The organism is Streptomyces viridochromogenes DSM 40736, from assembly GCF_000158955.1.
GTDB classification, from domain to species: domain Bacteria; phylum Actinomycetota; class Actinomycetes; order Streptomycetales; family Streptomycetaceae; genus Streptomyces; species Streptomyces venetus.
The window spans coordinates 3,916,178-3,936,389 of the sequence record NZ_GG657757.1 but is presented as its reverse complement, the minus strand read 5'-3'; the positions used below and the strand labels follow the sequence as shown (position 1 = coordinate 3,936,389).

At 71.9% G+C, this 20,212-nt stretch carries 16 protein-coding genes and 2 pseudogenes; 12 read left to right on the top strand and 6 right to left on the bottom strand.

Annotated features, from left to right (window positions below; translation table 11 throughout):
- The 5 genes and pseudogenes from SSQG_RS17175 to SSQG_RS17155 all read left to right on the top strand — a co-directional run.
- Positions 1–910: biotin/lipoyl-containing protein (locus SSQG_RS17175; RefSeq protein ID WP_003991072.1), on the top strand; the 910-nt coding region annotated here is incomplete at its 5' end.
- Positions 911–967: 57 nt separating this feature from the next.
- Positions 968–2,095: an acyl-CoA dehydrogenase family protein gene (locus SSQG_RS17170; protein ID WP_003991071.1), complete on the top strand. Its 1,128-nt coding sequence runs from the start codon at positions 968–970 to the stop codon at positions 2,093–2,095.
- 25 nt (positions 2,096–2,120) lie between these two features.
- Positions 2,121–3,693: pseudogene (locus SSQG_RS17165) on the top strand (4-coumarate--CoA ligase family protein).
- A complete protein-coding gene (locus tag SSQG_RS42745) occupies positions 3,690–4,424 on the top strand; it encodes an enoyl-CoA hydratase family protein (protein ID WP_003991069.1) in 735 nt (244 codons plus the stop codon). Before SSQG_RS17165 ends, SSQG_RS42745 begins: the two are co-directional and overlap by 4 nt.
- Complete coding sequence (locus tag SSQG_RS17155; RefSeq protein ID WP_003991068.1) at positions 4,412–5,023, top strand: TetR/AcrR family transcriptional regulator; 612 nt, start codon at positions 4,412–4,414, stop codon at positions 5,021–5,023. The genes SSQG_RS42745 and SSQG_RS17155 overlap by 13 nt, the downstream gene beginning before the upstream one ends.
- Positions 5,024–5,062: 39 nt before the next feature.
- Here SSQG_RS17155 and pdxH read toward each other — a convergent pair whose 3' ends face one another.
- Positions 5,063–5,731 carry a pyridoxamine 5'-phosphate oxidase gene (gene pdxH / locus SSQG_RS17150; RefSeq protein WP_003991067.1) on the bottom strand — a complete coding sequence of 223 codons (669 nt, stop codon included), beginning with the start codon at positions 5,729–5,731 and terminating at the stop codon, positions 5,063–5,065.
- A gap of 285 nt (positions 5,732–6,016) precedes the next feature.
- Here pdxH and SSQG_RS17145 point away from each other — a divergent pair, with 285 nt between their 5' ends.
- Complete coding sequence (locus SSQG_RS17145) at positions 6,017–7,117, top strand: citrate synthase 2 (protein WP_039932924.1); 1,101 nt, start codon at positions 6,017–6,019, stop codon at positions 7,115–7,117.
- 355 nt (positions 7,118–7,472) lie between these two features.
- Here the strand turns inward: SSQG_RS17145 and iscB are convergent, their stop codons facing one another.
- A complete protein-coding gene (gene iscB / locus SSQG_RS17140) occupies positions 7,473–8,828 on the bottom strand; it encodes an RNA-guided endonuclease IscB (RefSeq protein WP_276327077.1) in 1,356 nt (451 codons plus the stop codon).
- 557 nt (positions 8,829–9,385) lie between these two features.
- On the opposite strand from iscB, the gene SSQG_RS17135 reads away from it, so the two are divergent.
- Together SSQG_RS17135 and SSQG_RS17130 are read left to right on the top strand one after the other, a co-directional pair.
- Positions 9,386–9,799: a RidA family protein gene (locus SSQG_RS17135; protein WP_003991064.1), complete on the top strand. Its 414-nt coding sequence runs from the start codon at positions 9,386–9,388 to the stop codon at positions 9,797–9,799.
- 76 nt (positions 9,800–9,875) lie between these two features.
- Positions 9,876–11,354 carry a PAS domain-containing protein gene (locus SSQG_RS17130; RefSeq protein ID WP_078506864.1) on the top strand — a complete coding sequence of 493 codons (1,479 nt, stop codon included), beginning with the start codon at positions 9,876–9,878 and terminating at the stop codon, positions 11,352–11,354.
- Positions 11,355–11,387: 33 nt separating this feature from the next.
- Here SSQG_RS17130 and SSQG_RS17125 read toward each other — a convergent pair whose 3' ends face one another.
- On the bottom strand, positions 11,388–12,143 hold the full coding sequence (locus SSQG_RS17125) for an SIS domain-containing protein (protein ID WP_003991062.1): 756 nt from the start codon (positions 12,141–12,143) through the stop codon (positions 11,388–11,390).
- 252 nt (positions 12,144–12,395) lie between these two features.
- Here SSQG_RS17125 and SSQG_RS17120 point away from each other — a divergent pair, with 252 nt between their 5' ends.
- The gene (locus SSQG_RS17120; protein ID WP_003991061.1) at positions 12,396–13,088 is read left to right on the top strand and encodes a metal-dependent transcriptional regulator; all 693 of its coding nucleotides are present in this window, start codon (positions 12,396–12,398) and stop codon (positions 13,086–13,088) included.
- 624 nt (positions 13,089–13,712) lie between these two features.
- Positions 13,713–14,723 (top strand): alpha/beta fold hydrolase, encoded by a 1,011-nt coding sequence (locus SSQG_RS17115; RefSeq protein WP_003991060.1) that lies wholly within the window; start codon positions 13,713–13,715, stop codon positions 14,721–14,723.
- A 12-nt stretch (positions 14,724–14,735) separates the two neighbouring features.
- On the opposite strand, the gene SSQG_RS17110 is transcribed toward SSQG_RS17115, so the two are convergent.
- The 3 genes from SSQG_RS17110 to SSQG_RS17100 all read right to left on the bottom strand — a co-directional run bounded on the left by SSQG_RS17110 (position 14,736) and on the right by SSQG_RS17100 (position 17,893).
- Complete coding sequence (locus SSQG_RS17110) at positions 14,736–16,328, bottom strand: hypothetical protein (RefSeq protein ID WP_039932920.1); 1,593 nt, start codon at positions 16,326–16,328, stop codon at positions 14,736–14,738.
- Positions 16,325–17,116 (bottom strand): ABC transporter ATP-binding protein, encoded by a 792-nt coding sequence (locus SSQG_RS17105; RefSeq protein ID WP_003991058.1) that lies wholly within the window; start codon positions 17,114–17,116, stop codon positions 16,325–16,327. The genes SSQG_RS17110 and SSQG_RS17105 overlap by 4 nt, the downstream gene beginning before the upstream one ends.
- Positions 17,117–17,230: 114 nt before the next feature.
- Complete coding sequence (locus SSQG_RS17100; RefSeq protein WP_086025100.1) at positions 17,231–17,893, bottom strand: bifunctional DNA primase/polymerase; 663 nt, start codon at positions 17,891–17,893, stop codon at positions 17,231–17,233.
- A gap of 428 nt (positions 17,894–18,321) precedes the next feature.
- On the opposite strand from SSQG_RS17100, the gene SSQG_RS17095 reads away from it, so the two are divergent.
- Both SSQG_RS17095 and SSQG_RS40630 read left to right on the top strand, forming a co-directional pair.
- A complete protein-coding gene (locus tag SSQG_RS17095; protein ID WP_003991055.1) occupies positions 18,322–19,707 on the top strand; it encodes a hypothetical protein in 1,386 nt (461 codons plus the stop codon).
- A 201-nt stretch (positions 19,708–19,908) separates the two neighbouring features.
- A pseudogene (locus tag SSQG_RS40630) lies at positions 19,909–20,212 on the top strand (hypothetical protein); the annotation flags it as partial.

Below are 20,212 nucleotides of genomic sequence, written 5' to 3'. Positions count from 1 at the left end.
CGCCGTCGAGGCCCGCCTCTACGCCGAGGACCCCTCCCGCGACTGGTCCCCGCAGACCGGCCGCCTGCACCGCCTGGCGATACCGGACGGCGTCCGCCTGGACACCGGCTACACCGACGGCGACGACATCGGCGTCCACTACGACCCCATGCTCGCCAAGGTCGTGGCGCACGCCCCCACGCGCGCGGAGGCCGTCCGCAAACTCGCCACCGCACTGGAACGCGCCGCCATCCACGGCCCCGTCACCAACCGCGACCTCCTGATCCGCTCCCTGCGCCACCCGGAATTCACCACGGCCCGCATGGACACCGGCTTCTACGACCGCCACCTGCCGGCCCTGACCGCTCCGTCCCCCGACCTCCACGCCCCCCTGGCCGCCGCCTGCGCCGACGCCGTCGGACGCTCCCGCTCCCGCTTCGGCGGCTGGCGCAACGTCCCCTCACAGCCGCAGGTCAAGCGGTACGCGATGGCGGGGGAGGAGCACGAGGTCCACTACCGGCACACGCGCACCGGCCTGGAGGCGGACGGGGTGCGGGTGGTGCACGCCGACGCGCGTCTGGTCGTCCTCGAAGTGGACGGCGTGCGGCGCCGCTTCGAAGTGGCGCGCTACGGCGACCGGCTGTACGTCAACACCACCGCCCTGACGGCCCTGCCCCGCTTCCCCGACCCGACCACCCAGCACGCCCCGGGCTCCCTCCTGGCCCCCATGCCCGGCACGGTCGTCCGAGTCGCCGAAGGACTGACAACAGGGGCCCCCGTGAAGGCCGGAGAGCCCCTCCTCTGGCTGGAGGCGATGAAGATGCAGCACAAGATCACAGCCCCGGTCACGGGAACCCTGACCGAACTGCGTGCGGTACCAGGCCAACAGGTGGAGCCCGGCTCTCTGCTGGCGGTTGTGACGGAGACCTGACGGGGCGCGGGGAACTGCGCGATCAACCCCATCCGGCCCGCACCCGAAAGGATCCCGATGGACACCGAAGACCACAAGGCACTGCGAGAAGCGGTCTCCGCCCTCGGCAAACGCCACGGCTCCACCTACGACCGCGAAACACTCTGGTCAGACGCGGGCAAGCTCGGCTACCTCGGCGTCAACCTGCCGGAGGCCTACGGTGGCGGAGGCGGCGGAATCACCGAACTCTCCCTCGTGCTCGAAGAACTGGGCGCCGCCGGCTGTCCGCTCCTGATGATGGTCGTCTCCCCCGCCATCTGCGGCACAGTCATCGCCCGCTTCGGTACGGAAGAACAGAAACAGCACTGGCTCCCGGGCTTCGCGGACGGGACCCGCACCATGGCCTTCGGCATCACCGAACCGGACGCCGGCTCCAACAGCCACCGCATCACCACCACCGCCCGCCGCGACCAGGACACCGGAGGCTGGATCCTCACCGGCCGCAAGGTCTTCATCTCCGGCGTCGACCTGGCGGACGCGACCCTCATCGTCGGCCGCACCGAAGACGCCCGCACCGGCACCCTCAAACCCTGCCTGTTCATCGTCCCGCGCGACGCACCCGGCTTCACCCGCCACCCCATCGACATGGAACTCCACGCCGCGGAGAAGCAGTTCGAGCTGACGCTCGACGACGTACGGCTGCCCGCCGACGCACTCGTCGGCGACGAGGACGCCGGCCTGCTCCAGCTCTTCGCCGGCCTCAACCCCGAGCGCATCATGACCGCCGCCTTCGCGATCGGCATGGGCCGCCACGCCCTCGCGAAAGCCGTCGAGTACGCCCGCGACCGACAGGTCTGGAACACCCCCATCGGCTCCCACCAGGCCATCGCCCACCCCCTCGCCCAGGCACACATCGACCTCGAACTCGCCCGCCTGATGATGCAGAAGGCCGCACAGCTGTACGACGCCGGTGACGACATGGGCGCCGGGGAGGCCGCCAACATGGCGAAGTACGCGGCCGGGGAGGCCTGTGTGAAGGCAGTGGACCAGGCCGTGCACACCCTCGGCGGCAACGGCCTCACCCGCGAGTTCGGCCTCGCCCGGCTGATAACGGCCGCGCGCGTGGCTCGTATCGCCCCGGTGAGCCGGGAGATGATTCTCAACTACGTCTCCCACCAGACCCTGGGCCTGCCCAAGTCGTACTGAGACGGCCCGCGCGCGAGGAGGAACCATGTTCCGCAGCGAGTACGCAGACGTCCCGCCCGTCGACCTGCCCATCCACGACGCCGTCCTGGCCCGGGCCGCAGAGTTCGGCGACACCCCGGCCCTGATCGACGGCACCGACGGCACCACCCTCTCCTACGAGCAGGTGGACCGGTTCCACCGGCGTATCGCCGCCGCCCTCGCCGAGGCGGGTGTCCGCAAGGGCGACGTCCTCGCCCTGCACAGCCCCAACACCATCGCCTTCCCGACCGCGTTCTACGCCGCCACGCGCGCGGGTGCCACCGTCACCACCGTGCACCCGCTCGCCACCGCCGAGGAGTTCGCCAAACAGCTGACGGACTCGGCGGCCCGCTGGATCGTCACCGTCTCACCCCTGCTGGAAACGGCCCGCCGGGCCGCCGAACTCGCGGGCGGCGTACAAGAGATCTTCGTGTGCGACAGCGCGCCCGGCCACCGCTCCCTCATCGACATGCTGGCCTCCGCGGCCCCCGAGCCGCGGATCGCCATCGACCCCGCGACGGACGTGGCGGCCCTCCCGTACTCCTCCGGGACCACCGGCATCCCCAAGGGCGTGATGCTCACCCACCGGCAGATCGCCACCAACCTCGCCCAGCTCCACCCGGCGATACCCGCAGGCCCGGGCGACCGCGTCCTGGCAGTTCTTCCCTTCTTTCACATATATGGCCTCACCGCCCTGATGAACGCACCGCTCAGGCAGGGCGCCACGGTCGTCGTCCTGCCCCGCTTCGACCTGGAACAGTTCCTCGCCGCCGTCCAGAACCACCGCATCACCGCCCTGTACGTGGCCCCGCCGATCGTGCTGGCCCTCGCCAAACACCCGGCCGTCGCCCAGTACGACCTGTCGTCCCTGAAGTACATCGTCAGCGCCGCCGCACCCCTCGACGCCCGCCTCGCCGCCGCCTGCTCCGAACGGCTCGGCCTGCCGCCCGTCGGCCAGGCCTACGGCATGACGGAACTGTCGCCCGGCACCCACGTCGTCCCCCTGGACGCCATGCGCGACGCACCGCCCGGAACCGTCGGCAAACTCATCGCCGGCACCGAGATGCGCATCGTCTCCCTCGACGACCCCGGCAAGGACCTGCCCCCCGGCGAATCCGGCGAGATCCTCATCCGCGGCCCCCAGGTCATGAAGGGCTACCTCGGCCGCCCCGACGCCACCACCGCCATGATCGACAGCGACGGCTGGCTGCACACCGGTGACGTCGGGCACGTCGACGGTGGGGGAGGCTGGCTGTTCGTCGTCGACCGCGTCAAGGAACTCATCAAGTACAAGGGCTTCCAGGTGGCCCCCGCCGAGCTGGAAAGCCCTCCTCCTCACCCACCCGGGCATCGCCGACGCCGCCGTCATCGGCAGGTACAACGACGACGGCAACGAGGTCCCGCACGCCTACGTGGTCCGCCAGCCGACCGCCACCGACCTCACCGAGGGGGACATCATGATGTTCGTCGCCGAACGCGTCGCGCCCTACAAACGGATCCGCCACGTCACCTTCATCGACGGCGTCCCCCGGGCGGCCTCCGGCAAGATCCTCCGCCGCCGGCTCAGGGAGCGCGCATGACCCTCGTGACCCGCACGCGCGCGCGTGCCGTGGAAACCCTGACGCTCGACTCACCGGACAACCGCAACGCCCTCTCCGCGGCCCTCGTCGGCGAACTGGCCGACGCACTCACCGACGCCGGCAAGGACACCGACGTCCGCGCGATCGTCCTCACCCACACCGGCAACACCTTCAGCGCGGGCGCCGACCTCCGGGACCCACCACCCCCGCAGGCACTCACCGGCCTCCTGCGGCAGATCGTCGAACTGCCCAAACCGGTCGTCGCCCGGATCACCGGCCACGTCCGCGCCGGCGGCCTCGGCCTCCTGGCCGCCTGCGACATCGCGGCCGCCTCCACCGAGGCCACCTTCGCCTTCACGGAGGTCCGCATCGGAGTCGCCCCCGCGGTCATCTCCCTCCCGCTCCTCCCGCGCACGGACCCGCGCGCCCTGGCCCGCTACTACCTCACCGGCGAACGCTTCGACGCGCCCGCGGCCACCACGACCGGCCTGCTCACCACCCACGGCGACGACGTGGACGCGACCCTGGCCCCCATCCTCGACGGCCTGCGCCGAGCGGCCCCCGACGCCCTGGCCGAGACGAAACGGCTGCTCACGGCTAAGGTGCTGGAAACCTTCGACCGGGACGCGGCGGACCTGACCGCGCTCTCGGCCCGGCTGTTCTCCTCCCCGCAGGCCCGCGAGGGGATGACGGCCTTCCTCGAACGACGGGATCCGGCATGGGTGGTGTGAGTACGGCGGACCGGGCGGAGCGAGTCCCCAAGCAGGACCGCAGCCGGGCCACCCGGCAGCGGCTCCTGGAAGCGGCCGTGTCCTGCCTCGCCGAACACGGCTGGGCCGGCTCCACGGTCTCCGTCGTCGCCGAACGCGCCGGCGTCTCCCGCGGCGCCGCCCAGCACCACTTCCCGACCCGCGAGGACCTCTTCACGGCGGCCGTCGAGTACGTCGCCGAGGAACGCTCCACCGCCCTGCGCGCCCTGTTCCCGCAGGGCGCGGCCGGAGACCGCCACGCCGTCGTCGCCGCCCTGGTCGACCTCTACACCGGCCCCCTCTTCCGCGCCGCCCTGCATCTCTGGGTCGCCGCCTCCAACGAGGACCAGCTCCGCCCCCGCGTCACCGAACTCGAATCCCGCGTGGGCCGCGAGACCCACCGCATAGCGGTCGACCTCCTCGCCGCCGACGAGACCCTCCCCGGCGTCCGCGAAACCGTCCAGGGCCTCCTCGACATGGCCCGCGGCCTGGGCCTGGCCAACCTCCTCACCGACGACGCCGCCCGCCGGGAACGGGTGGTGGCGCAGTGGGCGGATGTACTGGAGGAGGCGCTGGGCTGACCATGCGCGACCGCTGCCCGGCCGACGGGGCTCCGGCGGTCAGGGGCTGAGCCGCTCCACCCGCCAGCTCCCGTCGGACCGCTCCGTGTACCGCAACCGGTCGTGCAGCCGGTTCTCGCGGCCCTGCCAGAACTCGACCGTCTGCGGGGCCACCCGGAAACCGCCCCAGTTCGGCGGCACCGGCACCTGCTCGCCCTCCGGATAGCGCGTGGCCAGCTCGGCGTACGCCCCGTCGATGTCGGCGCGCGTGGCGATCACCGAGGACTGGGCACTGGCCCACGCGCCGAGCTGCGAGCCGTGCGGGCGGGTGCGGAAGTACGCCGCCGTCTCGTCCCGGCCGGTGCGCCGCGCGACCCCGGTCACGATGACCTGCCGGGCCATCGGATGCCAGGGGAACAGCAGCGAGACGTAGGGGTTCTCTCCCAGGTCACGCGCCTTGCGGGAGTCGTAGTTCGTGTAGAAGACGAAGCCCTGCTCGTCGAAGTGCTTCAGCAGCACCGTACGGGCGCTGGGCCGCCCCTCGGCGTCGGCCGTCGAGACGACCATGGCGTTCGGCTCGAACAGTCCGCCGTCCGTGGCGGCCTGCTTGAACCAGCGCGCGAACTGTTCGACGGGGGTGGCGGCCAGCTCGGTCTCGGAGAGCCCCTCGGCCCGGTACTGCTTGCGCATCGAGGCCAGGTCGAAGGGGACGGCGTCGCGGTCGGTCACCCGGTCATCTTGCCGTATGGACGGTGTCCTTCGTCACTGAGTGGCACTGAGTGCCGCGAACCCTCCCCAACGGTGGCACTCAGGGATATCGTTCTGGTGCCGTTCCGGTTGGGTGACCGCCAGCCGTACGGGGCATCACAGGGGGAGACCGGCCAGGACCGCGAGCCGCGCACACGACCGCGGATCCATCGGACGGCAGCCCGCTTCGCAAGCGACTGACACATGGTTCGTACGTCTCACCCCACATCAACACCATCTGTCACTTACATCACGAGGAGCCGCCTGATGTCCGACTTCGTACCCGGACTCGAGGGAGTCGTCGCGTTCGAGACGGAGATCGCCGAACCGGATAAGGAGGGCGGCGCACTCCGGTACCGGGGCGTCGACATCGAGGACCTCGTCGGCCACGTCTCCTTCGGCAACGTCTGGGGCCTGCTCGTCGACGGAGCCTTCAACCCCGGCCTGCCGCCCGCCGAGCCGTTCCCCATCCCCGTGCACTCCGGCGACATCCGCGTCGACGTCCAGTCCGCCCTGGCCATGCTCGCCCCCGTCTGGGGCCTGAAACCCCTCCTGGACATCGACGCCGAAGAGGCCCGCGAGGACCTGGCCCGAGCCGCTGTCATGGCCCTGTCCTACGTGGCCCAGTCGGCCCGCGGCCAGGGCCTGCCCATGGTCCCGCAGCGCGAGATCGACAAGGCCCACTCCGTCGTCGAACGCTTCATGATCCGCTGGCGCGGCGAGCCGGACCCGAAGCACGTCGCGGCGGTCGACGCGTACTGGACCAGCGCCGCGGAACACGGCATGAACGCGTCCACATTCACAGCACGCGTGATCGCCTCGACCGGCGCGGACGTGGCGGCGGCCCTGTCCGGCGCCGTCGGCGCCATGTCCGGCCCGCTCCACGGCGGCGCCCCCTCCCGGGTCCTCGGCATGATCGAGGAGATCGAGCGCACGGGCGACGCGGAGGCCTACGTGAAGAACGCGCTCGACAAGGGCGAGCGCCTCATGGGCTTCGGTCACCGCGTCTACCGCGCCGAGGACCCCCGCGCCCGGGTCCTGCGCCGCACCGCCCGCGAACTCGGCGCCCCCCGCTTCGAGGTCGCCGAGGCCCTGGAGAAGGCGGCCCTGGCCGAGCTCCACGCCCGCCGCCCCGACCGCGTCCTCGCGACGAACGTCGAGTTCTGGGCGGCGATCGTCCTGGACTTCGCCGAGGTCCCGGCCCACATGTTCACGTCCATGTTCACCTGCGCCCGCACGGCCGGCTGGTCCGCCCACATCCTCGAACAGAAGCGCACCGGCCGCCTGGTCCGCCCCTCGGCCCGCTACATCGGCCCCGGCTCCCGCGACCCGCGCGAGATCGAGGGCTACGAGGACATCGCCCACTGAGCCCCGCACACGGACGGCAGCCCGCGAACCCACCCGGCACCGCGCACTGCCGTCCGTACCCGCCTCAACCCGAGAGCCGGTCCAGTTCCTCCCCGACCACCCCCGAGAACGCAGACGACCCGCGAGCCTGGTCCTCCGGAGGAGGGCCGGCCGGACGTACCGGCGGCTCGCGGGTCGGGTGACTGCTGGAGATTGGGCCGGCTGCGCGTTTCGCTCACGCGCTGGTCCGGCACCGCACTGTGCGTGGTGTCGGGCCGCTAGCCCGCAGCCACCTCACGCGTCCGGGATTCATACATCTGCCGGATCACCTCCTTTCCAGTGTGAGCCACACCTTAGGAACCGGTCGGCCCCCGGCTCAACCCTTTTTTCGGGAGCTTGACCGACCTGGCTCCGACCGCGAGCTGTACGCGTAACCGTCACCCCGCTGCAACAGCCGCAGATTCCGGAAGGAGACGCTGATTCGGCCCTCCGGCGTCGTAAGACTGTGCTGCCCTCTCGCCCGGACCGAGACCCGGCCGGTCCACGTTCCTGCCCACTTGCCGGATGGCACGACGGCTCGGACCAGGTCTCCGGTGACGTAGCCGAAGTGCTGCTTCCTGCGGGGCCGCAGCAAACGGGGAAACCCGTATCGGTCCGGAGTGGTGCGGGCGTAGGAGCCGCGTCCGGTCGATTTCGCGATCAGTGCACGCCCGGTGAACCGCACGATCCGGTCGCCGCTCTCGTGATCGAGACGTCCGACGGACAGGGCGTCCAGGGTATGTGTCTTGTGCAGGCCCATGGCATGCCGATTCCTCCTGGTGAGCGCACCGGACCAGGCGTGCAGTGGTCTGCCGAGGGCGGCGAGCCTGTCTGTCAGCTCCCAGCAGGTCGCGTTCATGGCGGCGGCATCACTGAGGGGTGCCCTGGCCTGCTGCAGAATCCTCGCGAGCAGCTCGGGCCGGTCGGTCAAAAAGACGTCGACCGGTTTGCTGGCCTTGGCCCGGTTGCAGGGAGCACAGGCGAGGACGAGGTTGGAGATCCGGTCCGAGCCACCTCGACTGCGCGGCCGGAGGTGCTCGATGTTCAGGGGCACATTCGAGGCGCCGCAGTATGCGCAGGAGCTGTTCCACCTGCCGCGTAGTTGAGCACGAGTGCTGGTTCCCGCGAGGGCACCCTGCTGGCGCTCGGCTGTTCGGAGAAGCGTGCCCGCAGTCATGGAGTGGGTGTCGAAGGCGACGCGTTCCAGGTGGAGATCGGTGACGGGCGCGTAGCGGCACAGACGGCCGGCCAACGAGAACGTGGTGTCGACGCGGTGGCGCAGGGAGGGCGGGAGCCATCCGGGCGGGCGCGTGCGGTTCCTCGATCGGGGTGCCCGATAACGGAGGTTGGCCGAGCGTCTCCGGCGTCGGTACGCGGCGCGCTGGCGCACGTAGCCGCGGATCTGTTCGCCGCGGTGCCACAACTCCACCGAGAAGAGGCCACGCCGAACTGTCACGACGGCTCCTCGGCCGTCGGTTTCCTTCTTCTCGTCGGTGAGGACGAGTCCGGTGCCTTTGGAGCCGGGATCGATACGCAGTTGCACGCCGTCGACTTCCGACTCGGCGCGTGTACGGTCCTTCAGCCGGATCACGAAGGGCACCTGCCGGGCGACGACAGCCCGGCCCCTACCCAGAAGCTCACGGGCCCGGGCGGGGTGGCATGGCATGAGAGGGTGCCCGTCCCTGGACAGCACGAGAACCCTGCTCGTGCCGACCCCGCCTGCGTACGACGGCTCGGGTTCGTGTGGGGGAGCGTCACCGCTCCCGGTCTCTGCCGTCGGTGCCGCCGTGACGGCGCGCTCGGCGTGACGCCGACGGGCCGGGGTGTCTCGCCCGTCAGTCTCCCCTCGCCCATGTTCCCTGCCGGCGCCCCGCGCGGTGGCGGAGTGTCCGCGAGCCGTTTCGTCCCTGCTCCCAGGGGTGTCTGCTCTCGCGGATTCCAGAGCAGGCTGCTGAGGAAGCACAGCCTGGTGGGTCTGCTCGCCCACAGGAAACGTAGCCATCGGGTGCACCTCCCTGATCCTCGGATCGTGATGACTCGGGCTGGTCACTCGACGACCTTGCAGTCGGGGAGCGAGTGACCTCCCCTCTCGTTGTGCGGCTGAGGCTATGGGCGACGCTGGTCAGAAGGCGTGCCAGACATCGGAATGCGCTCATACGTGCCAAAGCGTCTGTCTTTCTCGAACGACCACCCGATCTTCGTGCTAAGAGCCGTTGAACGTATGACCGCAGGCCACCTACCGTTCGGCACATGACGCAGCGGCGGGCGATTCTCAGTGGTTCGGTGTTCGAGGAGCGGATCGGGTATGCCCGGGCTGTGGTGGACGGGGACTGGATCCATGTGTCGGGGACGACCGGGTTCGACTACACGGACATGACGATCTCCGAGGACGTGGTGGAGCAGGCCGAGCAGTGTCTGCGAAATATCGGGGCGGCGCTGGAGGAGGCCGGGTCCTCGTTCGCGGACGTCGTGCGGGTGCGGTACCTGTTGCCGGAGCGGGAGGACTTCGAGCCGTGCTGGCCGGTGCTGCGCAAGTGCTTCGGGGAGGTGCGGCCGGCCGCCACCATGCTGGTGTGCGGGCTGGCGGATCCCCGGATGAAGATCGAGATCGAGGTGTACGCGCGGCGGGGCAGCGGTGGCGGGGGCCGTTCTTCGGGACATTGACGAGGGGATCGTCCGCGTACAACGATTCCTTCAATGTTGTGGGAACTCGGTGTGCGCTGGGTCACGTTCCAGTTGAATGATTGCAAGTAGCGAACCGACGTGCGGTACGTGCGGACGCAGCCTGCAGGGGGTCCAGGTGAGTGCTTCCCGGCGTAGTGGGACCACCGACGAGCTGGGGCCCGACGAGCCCGAGCGGGACGGTGCGGCTGCGGGCGGTTCGGCCTCGGACGGTTCGGATCTGCTCGCCGCCCTGTTGGACGGTATGGACGCGGCGCTGTGCGCCTTCGACGCCGACGGGGTCGTGACGCACTGGAACCGTGAGGCCGAGCGGATCCTGGGGTGGAGCGCGGACGAGGCCGTGGGGCGGCGCGGGCTGGCCGGGTGGGCGGTGCGCAGCGCGGACGCCGAGGAGGTGGAGAGCCGGCTGTTGTCGGCGATGCACGCTCCGGGGCGTCAGGTGCACGAGTTCGCGTTGCTGACGAAGGACGGCGGGCGGGTGCTCGTGCGGACTCAGTCGGCGGTGGTGCTGGGGCCCGACGGGAAGCCGGCGGGGGTGTACTGCGCCTTCAGCGAGGTGCACGCGCAGATCGATCTGGAGCGGTCGATCGCGTTGAGCGAGGCGCTGTTCGAGGACGCCAGCTGGGGTGTCGTGCTCGTGGACGTCGACCTGCGGCCGGCCGTGGTGAACGCGCACGCGGCCAAGGCGCTGGGTACGGGGCGTACGTCGGTGCTGGGGCGGCCGCTCGGGGACCTGCTGGCGCAGGGCGTGGAGGAGCTGGAGAGCGCGCTGCAGCATGTGCTGGCGGAGGGGGCGCCGCCCGCGCCGGCCGAGGTGTGGGTGAGCGTGCGTACGCCGGAGGGTGAGCGTCGGCGGTGCTGGCGGAGCGGGTTCCTGCGGCTGGCGTCGCCGCTCGCGGAGGAGCCGGTGCCGCTGGGTGTGGGCTGGCTGTTCCAGGACGTGACGGAGTCCAAGCAGGTCGAGCAGGAGGCGTCGCTGCTGCGGTTCCGTGCGCAGCAGCTGCACCGGGCGTCGCGGGCGGCCGCCGAGTGCGAGGATCCGGCGGAGGCGGCGACCGTCCACCTGGACTTCGCGCTGGCCGGGTTCGCGGACCACGCGTTGATCGACCGGGTGTCCGGGGGTGCGCTGAGCGATGCGGAGGCGGAGGGGCCGGTGCGGTTGGTCCGGGTCGCCGCGACGCCGTCCGGTGCGCCGGGGCCGAGCAGGCTCGCGGGCCGGGCGGGTCTGCCCGTGCGGTACGCGGAGGGGCATCCGGCGTTGCAGTGCGTGGAGCGTGTCGGCGCGGTCCGGGCGAGTGCGGGCGCGATATCGGCGGAGGAGGCCCGGGGCTGGGCCCTGGCCCGGCAGTGGCCGCAGGACGCGGTGCACGCCCTGTGCGTGGTGCTGCGCAGCCGGGGCCGGACGCTGGGCGCGGTGACGTTCCTGCGGGGCGCGGGGCGCAGCGCCTTCGAGCGTTCCGACGCGGTGTACGCGGAGGACGTGGCGGTTCGGATCGCCGCGGCGCTGGATCTCGCGGGGCTGGCCGAGGAGGAGTGAGGGCCTGGCCGGGGCCGCCCCCGGCCGGAGAGCTCAGTGTCGGTAGAAGATGCGGTCCGCGTACTGCCGCATCACGCGGTCGTTCCAGTCGTGGCCCCCGTCGACGTTGCCGGAGCGCAGCAGCGGGGGGTCGATGCCGCGGTCGGCGAGGGTGGCGGACGTGGTGGCCATGACGGCCTGGAGGAGGGCCGAGGTGACGACCGTGGAGGCGGGGGCGAAGGGGGCCGGGACGTTGTCGAGGGTGAGTTCCGTGTCGCCGACCGCGATCTTCGAGTCGAGGACGAGGTCGCAGTGGTCCTTGAGGTAGGTCCCCGAGGTGTGCCGGGACGTCGTCTGCGTGGCGTAGGCCACCGAGGTCACGCCGATGACCTTGACGCCGAGGGCGCGCGCGTGCAGGGCCATCTCCACGGGGAGGGCGTTGCGTCCCGAGAGGGAGATGATCAGCAGGGCGTCGCCCGCGCGGAGCGGGGAGCTGTCCAGGACGGCGCGTGCGAGGCCGTCGACGCGTTCCAGGGCGGAGCCGAGGGGTGCGGGCATGACGTCGACGCCGACGACGCCCGGCACGGCGAGCAGGTTCATGAGGGCGAGGCCGCCCGCGCGGTAGACGAGGTCCTGCGCGGCGAGGGAGGAGTGCCCGGCGCCGAAGGCGAAGAGGCGGCCCCCGTCGGCGACGGTGTCGGCGAGGAGCGCCCCGGCTGCCGCGATGCTGTCGGCCTCCTCGTCGCGGACCCGCTGCAGCAGGCCGATCGCGGCGTCGAGGAACTGGCCGGCCGGCGCGCGGTCGCTCATTCGGGGTGTCCCTTCGGGCTGGCCTCGGTGGGCTCGTGTCGCGCATCACGGTGCGGTCTGGACCATGGTGGTGTCAATACGGCCGTTGGAGGGGCCGCGGGCGCGGTCGGTACCCCTCCGCGGGGTCGTGTAATCCCCTGCTTCGGCTCCGGCGGCACGGTTGTCGGTGGTATCCGGCAGAATTGGGTGCAGGGCCAGCGCACGCGCCGGTGAGCCGTCCAGCCTCCGGCAGAACTCATTCGAGGGGCACGTATGTCCGGACTGATCGACACCACGGAGATGTATCTCCGCACCATCCTCGAGCTGGAGGAAGAGGGTGTGGTCCCCATGCGCGCCCGTATCGCCGAACGGCTCGACCAGAGCGGGCCGACGGTCAGCCAGACGGTGGCGCGGATGGAGCGCGACGGTCTGGTGTCCGTCGCCAGCGACCGGCACCTGGAGCTGACTGACGAGGGGCGTCGTCTCGCCACGCGTGTGATGCGCAAGCACCGGCTCGCCGAGTGTCTGCTCGTCGACGTGATCGGTCTGGAGTGGGAGCAGGTCCACGCGGAGGCGTGCCGCTGGGAGCACGTGATGAGCGAGGCCGTGGAGCGCCGTGTGCTGGAGCTGCTGCGGCATCCGACGGAGTCGCCGTACGGCAACCCGATCCCGGGTCTGGAGGAGCTCGGTGAGAAGGACGGTGCCGACCCGTTCCTGGACGAGGGCATGGTGTCGCTGGCCACGCTCGACCCGGGTGCCGAGGGCAAGACGGTCGTGGTGCGCCGGATCGGTGAGCCGATCCAGACGGACGCGCAGCTGATGTACACGCTGCGCCGGGCGGGTGTGCAGCCCGGCTCGGTGGTGAGCGTGACGGAGTCGGCGGGCGGTGTGCTGGTGGGCAGTGGTGGCGAGGCGGCCGAGCTGGAGTCGGACACCGCGTCCCACGTGTTCGTCGCCAAGCCCTGAGCAGCCGACGCGCCGGGCCTTCCGCCGACCGGAGGCTGGCGTCAACTCCCGCTGGGCTCGGTCGGGTTGGTGCTTTGGCGTGATCCTGTCGGATCGGGTGTTCAGTCCGTCGAATGGCAGCGCTCGTACGCTTCCCGTGCGACGCTGTCGCGTGAGGCATATGACCTGAGGGCGCTTGGCCGCGGCTCGGCAGTGATGTCGCCCGGCCGGGGAAGGGGCGGGGAGGATGTGCCGTGAAGACGCGGAGGGCCCCGGCGCCGTGTGGCGCCGGGGCCTGTCCTCCCCTGTGCTGACCCGGAGCCCCGAGCTCTCAGGGTCATTCCCCTCGGACCGGTTTCCCCGAGCGGTCCGCCTCCCGCTGAAGATCTCCCCTCGGCAGCGGCGATCAATCCTCGGGGGTGGTCACTCGAACGAGGGGTGTTGTCCGCGGGAACGGCTTCTTCGAATGCCCATTCGATAGTCTGCTGGTGGTGGCACCACACCGTCACACCATCAGCTGCACCAAACGGGTACACCGGGTACACCACCAGTCACAGCAAAAGGCACAGCAGGCAGAACACGGTTCACAGGACCGACCGGCCCGCGACGGCCGCGGTCCGCGCGAAGCTTGGGGGGTGCCAGGACATGGCGCGACGCATCGACGTGACCGGGACGGGCGGCGTACGCCTCGCGGCCTGGGAGTTCGGCGACCCGCCCAAGCCCGATCCGGCGCAGGACGCCCACGGGCCGGGGGACACCCACGGCCCGCAGGACGAGCACGGGCCCCAGGACGGCCAGGACAGCCGAGACCGCCGGGACCCGGAGGCGGAGGACGGGCGAGCCGCACCGGCCGGGCAGCAGGTCGCAGCACCGCCCGCGTCGAACGGCTCCCCGGGCGTGCTGTTACTGCACGGCCTCATGGGCCGGGCCTCGCACTGGGCCTGCACCGCCCGCTGGCTCTCCGGCCGGTACCGCGCGGTCGCCCTCGACCAGCGCGGCCACGGCCGCAGCGACAAGCCCCCGCGGGCGTCCTTCACCCGCGACGCCTACGTCGACGACGCCGAGTCCGCTCTCGAACAGCTCGGCCTCTCCCCGGTCGTCCTCATCGGCCACGCCATGGGAGCGCTGACCGCCTGGCAGCTCGCCGCCAGGCGTCCCGACCTGGTCCGCGGCCTGATCATCTGCGATATGCGCGCCTCCGCGCTCGGTGCCGCGTCGCAGCGCGAGTGGGCCCAGTGGTTCGAGTCCTGGCCGCTGCCGTTCGCCACGCTCGCCGACGTCCGCAAGTGGTTCGGCGAGGACGACCCCTGGGTGGAGCGGCCCAATCCGGCCCGCGGCGAGTTCTACGCCGAGGTGATGGCCGAGTCCCCGGACGGCTGGCGCCCCGTCTTCGACCCGGACCAGATGCTCCGCTCCCGCGAGACCTGGGTGTACGACGCGCACTGGGAGGAGCTGGCCCAGGTGCGCTGCCCGGCCCTGGTGGTGCGCGGCCTCGACGGCGAGCTGGGCCGCGCCGAGGCCCAGGAGATGGTCCGCGTCCTGCCCCGCGGCCAGTACGCGGAGGTCGCCGACGCCGGCCACCTGGTGCACTACGACCAGCCGGAGGCCTGGCGCGCGGCCATCCAGCCGTTCCTGGACGCCCTCGACACCGACTGACGCGGGCGGCGGTCAGCCCTTGCTGACCGCCCCCAGGATCTCCGGCAGCCGCCGGGCCGTCCGCGGAGCGGCCAGCCGCAGCCCCGCCGCCGTGAGCACCGCCCCGTACACCGACCCCACCGGAAACAGCAGCCACGTCCAGTCGCCGCCCCACGCGCTCACGTTCAGCCAGATCGTGAGCGCGATGACGGGTGCGCACAGCAGGGCGGCCGCGATCATCCCGCCGAAGATGGAGATCCAGGCGAGCCCGGTCTGCCCGGGGGCGACGTTCTTGTAGCCCTCCTGCGGGATGGAGTAGGGGAAGCGGGCGGACGTCCAGGCGCCGGTCGCGAGCATCGCGCCGAGCAGCGCGAAGGACAGCCCCAGCGCCTCGGGCAGCCGCTCCCAGTCGCCGAGGAGGGCGGTCGTCACCACGGTGACGAGCGTGGCGTACGGAAGGGTGATCAGCAGCAGGGCCAGCGCCCGGGCGCGCAGCTCGACGTAGGCGTCGCGGGCCGAGGAGATCGTCATCGCGACCATCCAGAACGCGGAGGTGTCCTGGCCGAACTGGTTGTACATCTGGATGCCGAGCATCCCGGCGGCGAAGCAGGCGAAGTACACGGACCCGGTGCCCTGCCAGGCGTTGAACACCGGCACGATCAGGCCGATGGCCAGCGACGTCACCCACGCGGCCTTGGTCTTCGGGTCGCGCCACACGTACCGCAGGCTGCGTTCCATGACCGTGCCGGTGCGGCCGGAGGGCAGCAGCCGTCCGAGGCCGGTCGAGGTCCGCTGACGGGCGGCCGTCCCGGCGGTGGGCAGGGTGGATCCGTCGGGCGAGGTCATCAGCCGGGTCAGATGCCGGGACCACACCGCGAGCAGCGCCACCAGGGCGCCCGCGGTCAGTGCCAGCTGGGCGGCGGCGAGTCCGTACGATCCCTCGCCCACCGCGTGCACGGCCCCGACGGCTGACGCGGGCGGCACCCACCGCAGCACGTCCGCCGCCGGGTCGAGCTCGCCGAGCCCCGAGGCGCCGAGCCGCTGCAGGCCGAAGTTGACGACCTGCGCGCCGATCGCGATGACGAGTCCGCTCAGCACCGCGAGGTCCCGGCCCTTGCGGCTGGTCAGCAGCCGTACGTTGGCGGCGGCGACGGCCCGCGCGAGGGCCACGCACACCAGCAGCGCCAGCACGACGGCGACGACCCCGACGGCGAACGCCGCCCCGCCCCTCGCCACCGCGACCACGGAACCGATCAGCAGACACAGCGTGAACAGCGGCCCGATCCCCACCAGCGAGGCCGTGAGCAGGGCCCGCACCAGCGGCCGGGGCCGCAGCGGCAGCATCACCAGCCGGGTCGGGTCGAGCGTCTCGTCACCGCTGGGGAAGAACAGCGGCATCACCGCCCAGCCGAGCCCCAGCACCGCCACCGCCAGCACGACCACCGCATCGGCGTGCGCGTGCCCACGCAGCGCGATCAGGCCGATCAACTGCAGCGCGGCGAACAGCAGGGCGGAGACGGCCGAGGCGATGTAGGCGGCCTTCCGTCCGCCGGACTGCCGCAGCCCGCCCCGCAGCAGCGACAGTTTCAGCCGTACGAAGACGGGGGTGATCGCGGGGGCGCTCACCGCGACCCGCCGCCCAGCCAGTCGAGGTCGGACCCGGCGTCCCGGCTCTGCGCCCCGACGAGTTGGAGGAACGCCTGCTGCAACGAGGGCGCGTCCCCGCGCACCTCGGCGAGGGTGCCGGTGGCCCGGATCCGCCCGGCGGCCATGACGGCCACCCAGTCGCACAGCGACTCGACGAGCTCCATGACGTGGGAAGAGAACACGACCGTGGCGCCCGAGGCGGTGTACCGCTCCAGCACGCCCCGGATGGTCTGGGCGGAGACGGGATCGACGCCCTCGAACGGCTCGTCCAGGAACAGCACTTCGGGGTTGTGGAGGAGGGCGGCGGCGAGCCCGATCTTCTTGCGCATGCCGGTCGAGTAGTCGACGACGAGCTTGTGCTGGGCGCCGGCGAGATCGAGGACGTCGAGGAGCTGCGTGGCCCGCTTGTCGACCTCGGCACCGGGCAGCCCGCGCAACCGCCCGCTGTACGCCAGCAGTTCCCGCCCCGACAGCCGCTCGAACAGCCGCAGCCCTTCCGGCAGCACCCCGATCCGGGCCTTCACCTCGACGGGGTCCCGCCACACGTCGTGCCCGACCACCTCGACGGTCCCGTGGTCGGGCCTGAGCAGCCCGGTCACCATCGACAAGGTGGTGGTCTTCCCGGCTCCGTTCGGCCCGACGAGCCCGATGAACTTGCCCGCGGGCAACTCGAGATCGACCCCGGCAACAGCGACCTGCTCCCCGAACCGCTTCCAGAGCCCCCGCACCCGCACCGCGCTGGATCCCACCGCGCCTCCCTCCGTCACCTTGCACCCTACGGTGGGGCGACGCCCGTCTTTCAGGGGCGCGGGGAACTGCGCGAACAACCACGGACGGCCCGCAGCCGCCGCACAACGGCAACCAGGCAGACGAAGGGGCGCCTACCTGTCCCGCCCGCACGCGTACGCCAACGGCGAGATCAACTCCTCCGCATCGGGCAGCCACCGATTCGCAGGCGTAGGCCGACACGCCCACTGCACAGCCCCCCGCGACCCGAACCGAGTAGGCGGCGCGGCCACGTACGCCCCCTCGCCCAGCACGGTCAGATCCAGCGACGCAAGCGACCACCCCAGCTTCCGCACCAGATCAGGCACCTTCACGGACGCCCCCGGCAGCACGAAGAACTCCATCCGGCGATCCGGAGTGAGCGTCACCGGCCCCAGCGTCAGCTCCATCCGCTCCATCCGCGCGAGCGCCAGGAACCCCGCCGTCTCCGGCACGGAGATCGCGTCGAACGTCCGCCCCGTCGGCAGCAGGATCGACGCCGTCGGCTGCTTCTGCCACATCCGCCGCGCGACGGTCGCACTGCCCGTCGCCTGCGTCGCCCAGTCCGGGCGCGCCGGGTGCGAGCCGGGGGCCGGACACGCGGCGTCACCGCAGGAGCACCGCTGAGCGCCGTCGACGGCTTCCAGCCAGGTGCCGGGGAACACGTCCCAGTGCCGCTCCTCGGCGTAGCGAACAGCGGTCTCCAGCAGCGATTCCCCGCGCTGCTTCGGGATCTGAGCGGCTTCGGTGCCGGCGATCGTCTCTTCCACGATGAGCACAACTCTGGTCGTCACCAGGGGTTACGCCCGCCGACGTGCGCGGGGAGGAGCACCGCGCCCGCCCTCGGGGCGCATGGGTGCATGTGCGGGGGCGCGCGGGAGGATCCCTGGCCGCGGCTGGGTAGCCACGAGTGGGGCCGGCAACAGCCGTTACCCCGGCAATCCTCACATGCCTCGCATTTTCGCCTGGTCGGCGGGGCATTGATCTTCACGGCCGGATCTTTCTGCTGGGACGTGAGGGGTTCGGCCGCGGAAGACACGTCAACTCGGTGCGTGGGCAGGCACCGCAGCCACACGGCGGTGAGCCGAAGGGGCGCGCCTGTGCCGGGACGACGAGCCCGCGCAGCCCGAAGGACTGAGCACGGTCGTCGTCCCGGCACAGGCTTGGGCGCCCCGTAGGCGCACCGCCAGACAGCAGGGGGTACGCCATGGCCGCAAGGCCTCTCGTCGCTCGGCAGCCGAACGAACGGCTCCAGGCGCTCATCCAGGAAGCCGGATGTTCCAACGCCGGCCTCGCCCGCCGGGTCAACATGTGCGGCGCCGAGCACGGTCTCGACCTGCGCTACGACAAGACGTCGGTGGCGCGCTGGCTGCGCGGACAGCAGCCGCGGGGCAGGGCCCCGGCGATCATCGCCGAGGCGCTGGGCCGCAAGCTCGGCCGTACGGTCACGATCGACGAGATCGGCATGGCCAACGGCAAGAACCTCGCCTCGGGCGTGGGTTTGCAGTTCTCGCCGACGGTACTGGGGGCCATCGAGCAGGTCTGCGAGCTGTGGCGCAGTGACGTGGGGCGGCGGGACTTCCTGTCCGGCTCGTCGGTCGCCGCGTCCGCGCTGGTCGAGCCCAGCCGTGACTGGCTGATCTCCGCGCCCGACGGCCAGGTCTCACGCACGGCCGGGCCGCGGGTGGGGCAGTCGGACGTGCAGGCGGTGCAGGCCATGACGCAGGCGCTGGTGGATCTCGACCACCAGTACGGCAGCGGGCATGTGCGCCCCGTCGTCGTGCACTACCTCAACAGCGTCGTCTCCGGGCTGCTGGCGGGCTCGTACCGGGAGGCCGTGGGGCGGGACCTGTTCGCGGCGGTGGCCCGGCTGACGGAACTCGCCGGGTACATGGCCGTGGACACCGGGCAGCCCGGTCTGGCCCAGCGCTACTACATCCAGGCGCTGCGACTGGCCCAGGCGGCCGGGGACCGGGGCTACGGCGGGTACGTGCTGGCCGCCTCCATGAGCCATCTCGCCGCGCAGCTCGGGAACCCGCGGGAGATCGCCCAGTTGGCGCGGGCGGCGCAGGAGGGGGCGCGGGGGCGCGTGACGCCCCGGGCGGAGTGCATGTTCCTCGCGGCGGAGGCGCGCGGGCACGCGCTGATGGGCGACGCGCGCGCCGCCCAGGTCGCGGCCGGGCGCGCGGTGAGCGCCCTGGAGTCGGCCGACCCGGCCGCCGGGGACGACCCGGTGTGGATCGCGCACTTCGACGAGGCCTATCTCGCCGACGAGTTGGCCCACTGCCACCGGGACCTGGGGCAGGCCGAGGCGGCGGCGCGGTGCGCGCAGGAGTCGCTGGCCGGGCATCCCGAGTCGCGGGCCCGCCGCCGGGCCATCGGATATGTGCTGTTGGCCACGGCGCAGGTGCAGCAGCGCGAGATCGAAGAGGCCTGCAGCACCGGTATGAAGGCCGTGGAACTGCTGGAAGGAGTGCGCTCCAACCGCGGCGCCGAGTATCTGGAGGACTTCCAGCAGCGGCTGGAGCCGTACCGGGACGAGGCCGTGGTCAGGGAGTTCGGGGCGCGCCTGGACCTCCAGGTCGCGGCATGAACACAGGGTCTGCGGATGCGTGAACATGCGGGAAACGGCCCCTCCCCGAGCAGGAGGTGACATCAACAGCGCGGCGTGACCCGGTTGTGTTACCGCGCTCACAGGGCCTGAGGTCGGGCCCTGTGCTGCGTGGCACGGGGCTCTGGGGACCCGGTAGCGTGACCCGACGATTCACAAGGTCCCCCATAAGTAGGAGTCCCGGTGACGCAGAGTGGACAGGGCGAGGAGCCCTCGGCGCGCCCCGCGCGCGAAGGCATCGTGCTGCCCTCCGACGGTGGCGAACCCCTGCTGCCGGGCATGACGGGCGGACCCGGTGACGCCCCGGCCGGCCGCCGGCCCGGCCCGCCCCCGACCGGCCAGCCCCCGGCCTCCGCCCCCGCCGGCGGGCAGACCTGGGGCCAGCCGTGGGGCCCCGACCAGCAGACCCCGGCCCCGGCGCAGGGCCAGAGCTGGCAGTCCCCGCCGCCGCAGACAAATGGACGGAGCCGCCGGCCTGGGACGCCCA